Source organism: Micromonospora sp. ZG13 (assembly GCF_059359355.1).
Window position 1 is genome coordinate 102,099 of sequence record NZ_JCADBQ010000014.1, and the last position, 10,973, is coordinate 113,071.

The 10,973-nt window shown below is 75.6% G+C and carries 1 protein-coding gene; it reads right to left on the minus strand.

Annotation, left to right across the window (positions count from 1 at the left end; translation table 11 throughout):
- Positions 1-16: 16 nt before the first annotated feature.
- Positions 17-10,960 carry a type I polyketide synthase gene (locus AC5L34_RS23990; protein ID WP_494827073.1) on the minus strand — a complete coding sequence of 3,648 codons (10,944 nt, stop codon included), beginning with the start codon at positions 10,958-10,960 and terminating at the stop codon, positions 17-19.
- Between the last annotated feature and the right edge of the window lie 13 nt (positions 10,961-10,973).

Here is a 10,973-nt window from a genome sequence, read left to right on the forward strand (position 1 = left end):
TCGAAGGTTGGTCATCTCAGGAGATTCCAAACTCTTTGCTGATGAAGTCGAAGATCTCGTCGTCGCTGGCCGAGTCGAGGTCGGGCCGGTCCGGCTCGGCGGCGGGCCCGGCCGCCAGGTCGGACGCCTTGGCGAGCAGGTCCTGCATGCGGGCGGTGAACCGGGCCCGGGCCGCCGGGTCGAGCGGGATGCTGTTGAGCAGGCTCTCCACCGTGTCGATGCCCTGGAAGAGCGGTTGCGTGGAGGGCGCCGCGTCGGCGGCGATCTCGCTGGTCAGCTTCTCGGCGAGCGCCGTCGGCGTCGGGTAGTCGAAGACCAGCGTCGCCGGCAGCCGCAGCCCGGACAGGCCGTTGAGCCGGTTGCGCAGGTCGACGGCGGTGAGCGAGTCGAAGCCCAGGTCGGTGAAGAGCCGGTTCGGGTCGACGGCGTCGGCGCCGGCGTGGCCGAGGACGGCGGCGATGTTCGCCCGTACCACGTCGAGCACCACCTTGAGCCGCTCCGGGCCGGCCAGGCCGGCGAGTCGCTGGCTGAGCTGCACCCCGCCGGAGCGGGCGCCGGTGGCGTCGACGGAGCGCCGCAGCGGCACCCGGACCAGGGCCCGGAGCATGGGCGCGAGGGTGCCGGCCTCCGCCTGCCCGCGCAGCGTCCCGACGTCCAGGCGCATCGGTACGACGGCCGCCGCGTCGAGCCGCCACGCGGCGTCGAAGAGGTTCAGCGCCTGCTCGGTGGCGAGACCGGCGGCGCCCTGCTCGGCCATCCGCCGCACGTCGTCGTCGCCGAGGTGGCCGGTCATGCCGCTGGCCTGCTCCCACAGTCCCCACGCGAGCGAGATGCCGGCGAGCCCACGGGCCCGGCGGTGCGCCGCGAGGGCGTCGAGGAAGGCGTTCGACGCCGCGTAGTTGGACTGGCCCGCGCTGCCCAGGGTGGCCGCCGCCGAGGAGAACAGGACGAAGGCCGCGAGGTCCGCGTCGGCCGTGAGGCGGTGCAGGTGCCACGCCGCGTCGATCTTGGGTACGGCGACCGCGTCCACCCGCTCGGGGGTCATCGACTCCAGCACGCCGTCGTCGAGGACGCCAGCGGCGTGCACCACGGCGGTGAGCGGGTGCGCGGCGGGCACCCCGGCCAGCAGCGCCGACAGGGCGTCGGGGTCGGCGGCGTCGCAGGCCGCGACGGTCACCTCCGTACCGGCGCCGGCGAGTTCGGTGACCAGGTCGTCGATCCCCTCGGCCGCCGCGCCGCGCCGCCCGGCCAGCAGCAGGTGCCGTACGCCGTGGGTGGTGGCGAGGTGGCGGGCCAGGATGCGGCCCAGCACGCCCGTCCCGCCGGTGATCAGCACGGTGCCGTCCGGGTCGATGCCGCCCGGCAGCGGCTCCACCCCGGCCGGGACCCGCCCGAGCCGTGGCGTGCGGACCTGCCCGGCCCGTACGGCGAGCTGCGGCTCGCCGGAGGCGACGGCGGCGGCCAGCGCGGCGGCGCTGTCCGGGGTGTCGTCGAGGTCGACGAGCTGGCACCGGCCCGGGTGTTCGAGCTGCGCGGTGCGCAGCAGACCCCAGACCGGGGCCTGGCGAAGGTTGACCGTCTGCTGCCCGCCCGCCGCGACCGCGTCGCGGGTGACCAGCACCAGCCGCGAGTCGGCGAACCGGTCGTCGGCGAGCCAGGTCCGCAACGCGGCGAGGGTACGGTGCGTGGTGGCCCGCGCCTGCCCGGCCAACGCCGGGTCCGTCGGGTCCCCGACGTCGCCGACGGGGACGATCACCGCCTCGGGCGCCGGCTCACCCCCGGCGAGCAGGTCGCCCAGCGAGTCGAGGCCGACGTCGGTACGCACCCGGGCGCCGGCCGCCTCGCAGGCGGCGCTGAGGGCCAGGTCGTCGCCGAGCGCCACCCAGCGGGTGGCCGCCGGTACGGGGCCGGTGGGCACCGGCAGCACCGGCCAGTCCACCTGGAACAGCGACTCGTGCCGGCCGGAGCGGGCCGCGCCGAGCGAGTCGCCGGAGACCCGGCGCATGATCAGCGAGTCGACGTGCAGCACCGGGGCGCCGGTGGCGTCGGCCACCTGGAAGGAGACGCCGACCTCGCCGGCCGCCGCGACGCGGACGCGCAGGGCGGTGGCCCCGGCGGCGAGCAGCGAGACCCCGGTCCAGGCGAACGGCAGGCGGGGCACGCTGGCGTCGGCGCCGTCGCCCATCCGGCCGAGGAAGCCGCCGATCGACATGGCCTGCAACGCGCCGTCCAGCAGCGCCGGGTGCACGCCGAAGCGGCCGGCCTCGGCGTGGTGGTCGGCGGGCAGCTCGACCTCGGCGAAGACCTCGTCGTCGCGGGTCCACGCGGCGCGCAGGCCGCGGAAGGCCGGGCCGTACCCGAAGACGGTGGCCTCGATGCCGGAGTAGAAGTCGTCGGCCTCGACGCGCGTCGCGCCGGGCGGCGGCCACACCCCCAGGTCGAAGGCGGGTGCGGCGTCGGCCGGCTGCGGGCCGAGCAGACCGGTGGCGTGGCAGGTCCAGGCGACGTCGGCCAGGATCTCGTCGGAGCCGTCCCGGTAGGGCCGGGAGTAGAGCTGGACGCTGCGCCGCCCATCGTCGTCCCGGTCGCCGACCATCAGCTGCACCTGGAGCGCGCCGAGTTCGGGCAGGACGAGCGGGGCGAGCAGGGTCAGCTCCTCCACCGTCGGGCAGCCGGCCTGCTCGCCGGCGTACGTGGCCAGCTCGACGAAGGCGGTGCCGGGCAGCAGGATGTTGTCCATCACCCGGTGCTCGCCGAGCCACGGGTGGGTACGCACCGACAGCCGCCCGGTGAAGACCATCCGCTCGCTGTCGGGGAAGGTCAGCGTGGCGCTGAGCAGCGGGTGTCCGGCGTCCTGGAGGCCGGCGGAGCTGACGTCCTGCGCCCGGTGGACCGGCGGCTCGACCCAGTACCGCTGGTGGTCGAAGGCGTACGTGGGCAGCGCCACGGCGTCGGTCCGGGTCAGCACGGCCGTCAGGTCGACGGGCAGGCCGATCGCGTGGGCGGTGGCCAGGTTGGTCAGCAGCCGCGTCGCGTCGTCGTCGCCCCTGCGCAGGCTACCCAGCGTGTGCCCGGTGGCGCCCGTGTCGTCGAGGATCGCCGTCACCGGCATCGTCAACACCGGATGCGGGGAGATCTCGATGAACGTGGTGTGCCCGGCGGCGACAGCGACGCGCACGGCCGCGTCGAACTGCACCGTCTGCCGCAGGTTCTCGTACCAGTAGTCCGCCGTCATCGAGGCGGGATCGACCCAGTCCCCGGTCAGCGTGGAGACGAGCCGGGTGTGACCGGCCTGGGGGGTGACGTCGGCCAGGTCGGCGCGCAACTGCTCCGCGACGTCCTGCACGGCCGCCGAGTGCGACGCGTAGTCCACCGGGATCAACCGCGCCCGCACCCCGTCGGCCTGACACGCCTCCACCAGATCCGCGACCGGCTGCGGCGGACCCGACACCACCACCGTCGACGGGCCGTTCACCGCCGCCACCCCGACACCCGGGAACGCCGACAGCCGCTCGCCGACCGCCTCGGCCGACAGGTCCACCGACGCCATCGTCCCCGTGCCCCGCAGCACGGTCAGCGCCCGCGAGCGCAGGGCCACGGCCTTCGCCGCGTCCTCGATGCTCAGGATCCCGGCCACACACGCCGCGCCGATCTCGCCCTGCGAGTGACCAACCACCGCAGCCGGGGCAACCCCGGCGTGCTGCCACACCGCCGCCAGGGCCATACCCACGGCCCACAGCACCGGCTGCACGACCTCCACCCGCGCCAGCCACGACTCGTCGTCCCCGGTCAACACCGACACCAGGTCGACATCGAGGTACGGGGCCAGGGCCCGCTGGCACTCCGCCAGACGCGCGTCGAACACCGGCGTACGACCGACCAGGCCGGCCGCCATCCGCGCCGACTGCGCGCCCTGACCCGGGAACACGAACACCGCACCCGCGCCATGCGACGAAGCCGCCGCCGCGACGACGTTGCCGGCCGGCGACCCGGACGCCAGCGCGTCCAGCCCCGCCAGCAACTCCTCCGCGCTCGACCCGATCACGGCTGCCCGATGGTCGAACGTCGACCGGGTGGCCGCGAGGGACCAGCCCACCGCCGCCGCGTCCACCTCGCCGTGCTCGCGCACGTACTCCGCCAGGCGGGCCGCCTGGCCGGTCAGGGCGCCCTTCGACCGTCCCGACAGCGGCCACACCACGACGTCGGAGGCCACGAGCCCGGGGCCCTGCTCGGCGGGGGCCACGGCCTGCGGCTCGTCGGCCTGCTCGATGATGACGTGGGCGTTGGTGCCGGAGATGCCGAACGACGACACCGCCGCCCGACGCGGCCGGTCCACGGCCGGCCAGGGCCGCGACTCCGTGGCGAGTTCGACCGCGCCGGAGGTCCAGTCGATGTGCGGGGACGGCTCGTCCACGTGCAGCGTCGCCGGGACGAGGCCGTGCCGGATGGCCTGCACCATCTTGATCACGCCGGCCACACCGGCGGCGGCCTGGGCGTGGCCGATGTTCGACTTGATCGAGCCGAGCAGCAGGGGCCGGTCGGCGGGCCGCTCCCGCCCGTACGTGGCGAGCAGGGCCTGCGCCTCGATCGGGTCACCGAGGGTGGTGCCGGTGCCGTGCGCCTCGACCACGTCCACGTCGGCGGCGGTCAGGCCCGCCGCCGCGAGGGCCTGGCGGATCACCCGCTGCTGCGAGGGGCCGTTCGGGGCGGTCAGCCCGTTGGAGGCGCCGTCCTGGTTGATCGCCGAGCCGCGCACCACCGCGTACACGGTGCGCCCCTGCCGGCGGGCGTCGGAGAGCCGCTGCACGAGCAGCATGCCGACGCCCTCGGACCAGCCGGTGCCGTCGGCGGACGCGGCGAAGGACTTGCACCGGCCGTCGGCGGCCAGGCCGCGCTGCCGAGAGAACTCGACGAACGCGGTCGGGGTGGCCATCACCATGACGCCGCCGGCGAGGGCCATGTCGCACTCGCCGCGCCGCAGCGCCTGGCCGGCCCAGTGCAGGGCGACCAGCGAGGACGAGCAGGCCGTGTCCAGCGACACCGCCGGCCCCTCCAGCCCGAACGTGTACGCCACGCGGCCGGAGATGACGCTGCTGGTCATCCCGGTCAGCATGTAGCCCTCGGCGGCCTCCGGCGAGTACGCGAGCAAGGAGCCGTAGTCCTGGCCGCTGGTGCCGACGAAGACGCCGGTGCTGCTGCCCCGTACGTCGGTGGGGTCGATGCCGGCGGACTCGAAGGACTCCCAGGTGGTCTCCAGCAGCAGCCGCTGCTGCGGGTCCATGGCCAGGGCCTCGCGGGGCGAGATGCCGAAGAAGCCGGGGTCGAACTTGTCCACGCCGCTGAGGAAGCCGCCGCCGCGGGCGTAGAAGGTGCCGGGGGCGTCCGGGTCGGGGCTGTAGAGGCTGTCGAGGTCCCAGCCGCGGTCGGTCGGCAGGTCGCTGATCGCGTCGACGCCGTCGACCACCAGCCGCCACAGGTCGTCGGGCGACCACACGCCGCCGGGCAGCCGGCAGGCCATGCCGATGATCGCGAGGGGCTCGTCGTCGCCGACCGACACGGTGGGGGTCGCGGGCCGCACGGGAACCGGGGTGCCGGCGATCTCCGTACCCAGGTGGGCCGCCAGGTCGTGCGGGGTCGGGTAGTCGAAGACGAGGGTGGCCGGCAGCCGCATCCCGAACGCGTTGTTGAGCCGGTTGCGCATCTCGACGGCGGTGAGCGAGTCGAAGCCGAACTCGCTGAACGCCCGGCGCGGCTCGATGGCCGCCGGGTCGGGGTAGCCGAGCACGGCGGCGGCCTGCCCCCGGACGATCTCGACGAGCGCGGCGGCCCGCTCGGACTCGCCGAGCCCGGCGAGCTGCTGCACCAGCGAGGCGCCGGTGGTGGCCGCGGCGGCGCGGGCGGGCGTGCGGATCAGCGCCCGGTACAGCGGCGGGATGGTCCCGCCGGCGAACTGCACCTTCATCGCGGCCAGGTCCAGCCGGGCCGGGACGAGCGCGGCGTCGGTGGTGCGGCAGGCCGCGTCGAAGAGGGCGAGCCCCTCCTCGGCCTCCATCGCGGCGACGCCGGAGCGAGAGATCCGGTTGAGGTGGACGTCGTCCAGCTCGGTGGTCATGCCGCTGCGGTCGGCCCAGAGGCCCCAGGCGAGGGTGAGGGCGGCGAGGCCGCGCGCCTTGCGGTGCTGGGCCAGCCCGTCGAGGAACGCGTTCGCGGCGGCGTAGTTGCCCTGGCCCGGGCCACCGGCCGTGGCGGCGAGCGAGGAGTACGAGACGAACGCCTTCAGGTCGAGGTCGGCGGTCAGCTCGTGCAGGTGCCAGGCGGCGTCGACCTTGGGCCGCAGCACGCCGTCCATCCGCTCGGGGGTGAGCGAGGAGATGACGCCGTCGTCGCGGACGCCGGCGGCGTGGATGACGGCGGTGAGCGGGTGCTCCGCCGGGATGCCGGCCAGCAGCTCGGCCACGGCGTCGCGGTCGGCGACGTCGCAGGCGGCGACGGTGACGCTCACGCCGAGCGCCTCCAGTTCGGCGCAGAGCTCCGCGACGCCCCCGGCGGCGCGGCCGCGCCGGCTGGTGAGGATCAGGTGCCGGACGCCGTACGTGTCCACGAGGTGCCGGCTCATGAGCTGGCCGAGGGTGCCGGTGGCGCCGGTGATCAGGACGGTGCCGTCGGAGTCGAACGGGGCGGCCGGCGGCTCGCTCGGGGCGGGTACCCGGGTGAGCCGGGCGCCGGCGGCGACGCCCGCCCGGATGACGACCTGCGGCTCGTCGGTCGCGACGGCCGGGACGAGCGCGGCGGCGCAGCCGGCGATGTCGTCGACGTCGACCAGCACGAACCGGTCGGGGTTCTCCGACTGGGCGGAGCGGAGCAGGCCGATCACGGCGGCGCCGGCCAGGTCGGTCAGGTCGGTGTCCCATTCGGTGGCGACCGCGCCTGAGGTCAGCACCACCAGCCGGGAGGCCGTGTAGCGGTCGTCGGCGAGGAACTGCTGGAGCACGGCGAGCGCGCGGTGGGTCACCTCGGCGACGGCCCGGGGCACGTCCGCCGACGTGGGCGGGTCGAGGAACGGCACGACGAGCACGCCGGGTGCGTCCGTCCCGTCGTCCATGGCCGTGGCCAGGGCGGTCAGGTCGGCGTACGCCGTCACGGCCGTGCCGGTGGCGACGACCGCGTCGGTGAGCGCCGCCGCGTCGCCGATGACCGCCCAGTCGACGGTGGCCGGGCCGGCGGGCAGCGCGAGCGGCGCCCACTCGACCCGGAACAGCGACTCGGTGCCGCCGCCGGAGGCGGTGCGGAGCTGGTCGGCGGAGACCGGCCGCAGGACGAGGGAGCCGACGGAGATGACGGGCGCGCCGGTGACGTCGGTGAGCAGCAGCGAGATGCTGTCGGGGCCGGTGTGCGACACCCGGACGCGGGCCGCCGCGGCGCCGGCGCCGTGCAGGGCGACGTCGTTCCAGGAGAACGGCAGCCGGCCGTACCCCGGGGGCATGTCGGCCCCGGAGGGCTCACCGGCCGGCGTGGTCAGGCCGAGGGTGTGCAGCGCGGCGTCGAGCAGGGCCGGGTGCAGGCCGTACCCGCCGGCTTCGGCGGCGGGGGCCTCGGGCAGCGCCAGCTCGGCGAAGAGGTCGTCGCCGCGCCGCCACGCGGAGCGCAGGGCGATGAACGACGGGCCGTAGTCGTAGCCCTGGGCGGCGAGGTTGAGGTACAGGTCGTCGGTGCCGACCTCGGTCGCGCCGGGCGGCGGCCAGGTGGTCAGGTCGGACCAGCCGACCGGGCCGCTCGGGGCGGCGGGGCCGCTGGCCAGCACGCCGCTGGCGTTGCGGGTCCAGGCCCGCTCGCCCTCGGTCGGCTCGCCGTCCTGGGCGGAGTGCAGCGACACGGACCGGCAGCCGGTCTCGTCCGCCGGGCCGATCCAGAGCTGGATGTCGACGCCCCCGGTCTCCGGCAGGATCAGCGGCGACTCCAGGGTGAGTTCGCGGACGTGGTCCGCGCCGACGTGCGCGCCGGCCTGGAGGGCGAGTTCCACGAAGCCCGTGCCGGGCAGCAGCACGGTGTCGAAGACGACGTGGTCGGAGATCCACGGGTGGGTACGCCGGGCCAGCCGTCCGGTGAACAGGAAGCCCTCGGCGTGCGCGACGCCGACGGCGGCCCCGAGCAGGGGGTGTTGCGCGGGCCGCAGGCCGAACGCGGTGACGTCGCCGGTCCACCCGGCGCCCGCCTCGGGCCAGTAGCGCTGGTGCTGGAAGGCGTACGTGGGCAGGTCCACCCGCCGGGCGCCGGTGTCGGCGAACCACGGCTGCCAGTCGACGGCCACCCCGTGCGCGTGCAGCTCGGCCAGCCCGGCCAGCAGCCCGTGCACGGCGGGCCGGTCCTTGCGCTGCACGGCGACGGCCAGCACGCCGTCGTCACCGGGCAGGATGTCCGCCGCCATCGCGGTCAGTACGCTGCGCGGCCCGATCTCCAGGAACGTGTCCGCCCCGGCGGCGCGCAGCGCGGCGACCCCGTCGGCGAAGCGGACGGCCTGCCGGACGTGGCGCACCCAGTAGTCGGCGGTGCGGATCTCGTCGGCGTCGGCGAGCGCGCCGGTCACGTTCGACACGATCGGCAGCGTCGGCGCGGCGAACGTCAGCCCGTCGAGGACGGCCCGGAAGTCGGCGAGCATCGGCTCCATCAGCGGGCTGTGGAACGCGTGACTCACCGTCAACCGACGCGTGCGTACGCCCCGGTCCTTCCAGAGCCGCTCCACTTCGTCCAGCACGTCCACGGCACCCGAGACGACCACCGAGGTCGGCCCGTTCACCGCCGCGATCCCCACGTCGACCAGCCCGTCGAGCGTGGCGAGGACGTCGGCCTCGGCCGCCGCGACGGCCAGCATCCCACCGCCGGTGGGCAGCGCCTGCATCAGCCGGCCCCGCGCCGCGACCAGCGCCGCCGCGTCCGCCAGGGACAGCACCCCCGCCACGTGCGCGGCGGTGACCTCGCCGATGGAGTGGCCGCCCACGAAGTCCGGTGTGATCCCGAAGGACTCCACGAGGCGGAACAGCGCCACCTCGACGGCGAACAGCCCGGCCTGGGTGAACGCGGTCTGGTCCAGCAGCTCCGCCTCGGCGGAACCCTCGGGAGCGAACAGCACCTCCTTCAGCGGGCGCGGCAGCAGCGCGTCCAGGTACACGCACACCTCGTCGAGCGCGGCGGCGAAGACCGGGAACTCGGCGTACAGCTCCCGGCCCATGCCGGCGCGCTGCGCGCCCTGGCCGGAGAAGAGCACCGCCAGCGATCCCCGGCCGCCGGCCTGGCCCGTGACGACCGCGCCGGACGGCTCCCCGGCGGCGAGGGCGCGCAGCCCGGCCAGCAGGTCGTCGCGGCCGGTCACGGAGACCACGGCCCGGTGGTCCAGGGTGGAGCGGGAGGTGACCGACGAGAACGCCACGTCCAGGGGGCGCAGGGTGTCGTCGGCGGCGATCCAGGCGGCCCAGCGGCCCGCCTGCGCGGCGAGGCCGGCGGCGTCCCGGGCCGACACCGGCACCGGCACGACCGGCCGCTCGACCACCGGCGCGGCGGCCGACGGGGGCTGCTGCGGTGCCGGGGCCTGCTCCAGGATGGTGTGCGCGTTGGTGCCGGACACGCCGAACGAGGAGACCGCCGAACGGCGCGGCCGGTCCACCGCCGGCCACGGCGTCGCCTCGGTCACCAGCGAGACCTCGCCGGCCGACCAGTCGACCTCGGGGGTCGGCTCGTCGACGTGCAGGGTGGGCGGTACGAGCCCGTGCCGCATCGCCATGACCATCTTGATGACGCCGGCGACCCCGGCGGCGGCCTGCGCGTGGCCGATGTTCGACTTGACCGACCCGAGCAGCAGCGGCGCCGAGTTGCCCCGGTCCTGCCCGTACGTGGCCAGCAGCGCCTGCGCCTCGATCGGGTCGCCGAGCCGGGTGCCGGTGCCGTGCGCCTCCACGACGTCCACGCCACCGGCGGCGAGGCCGGCGTTGGCCAGCGCCTGCTGGATCACCCGCTGCTGCGACGGCCCGTTCGGGGCGCTCAGGCCGTTGGAGGCACCGTCCTGGTTCACCGCGCTGCCCCGCACCACGGCGAGGATGGGGTGGCCGTTGCGCTGCGCGTCCGACAGCCGTTCCAGCACCAGGACGCCGACGCCCTCGGACCAGCCGGTCCCGTCGGCGGCGGCGGCGAACGCCTTGCACCGGCCGTCGGCGGCCAGGCCGCGCTGCCGGGAGAACTCGACGAAGGCGGCCGGGGTGCACATGGCGGTGACCCCGGCGACGATGGCCAGGGTGCACTCCCGCTGCCGCAGCGCCTGGCCCGCGAGGTGCAGGGCGACCAGGGAGGACGAGCAGGCGGTGTCGATGGTGACGGCCGGCCCCTCCAGCCCGAAGGTGTAGGCGATGCGGCCGGAGACCACGCTGCCGGCGTTGCCGGTCATCAGGTGCCCCTCGAGGCCCTGCGCGGCGCCCATCAGCACGGTGCCGTAGTCCTGGCCGGTGCTGCCGGCGAAGACGCCGGTGCGGCTGCCGCGCAGCGAGTGCGGGTCGATGCCGGCCCGCTCCAGGGCCTCCCACGAGGTCTCCAGCAGCCAGCGCTGCTGCGGGTCCATCGCCAGCGCCTCCCGGGGGGAGATCGCGAAGAAGCCCGGGTCGAAGTCGGCCAGGTCGTGGACGAAGCCGCCCTGCCGCGTGTACGACGTACCGCTCTGCTCGGGGTCGCTGTCGTAGAGCGACCCGAGGTCCCAGCCGCGGTCCTCCGGGAAGTCGGAGACCACGTCCCGACCGGACGCGACCACCTCCCACAGGTCCTCGGGCGACCGCACGCCGCCGGGGAAGCGGCAGCTCATGGAGACGATGGCGACCGGTTCCTGTTCACCGGCCTCCACCTCGCGCAGGCGCTGGCGCACCTGGTGCAGGTCAGCGGTGACCCGCTTGAGGTAGTCGAGAAGCTTCGCCTCGTCAGCCATGGACCGCGCACTC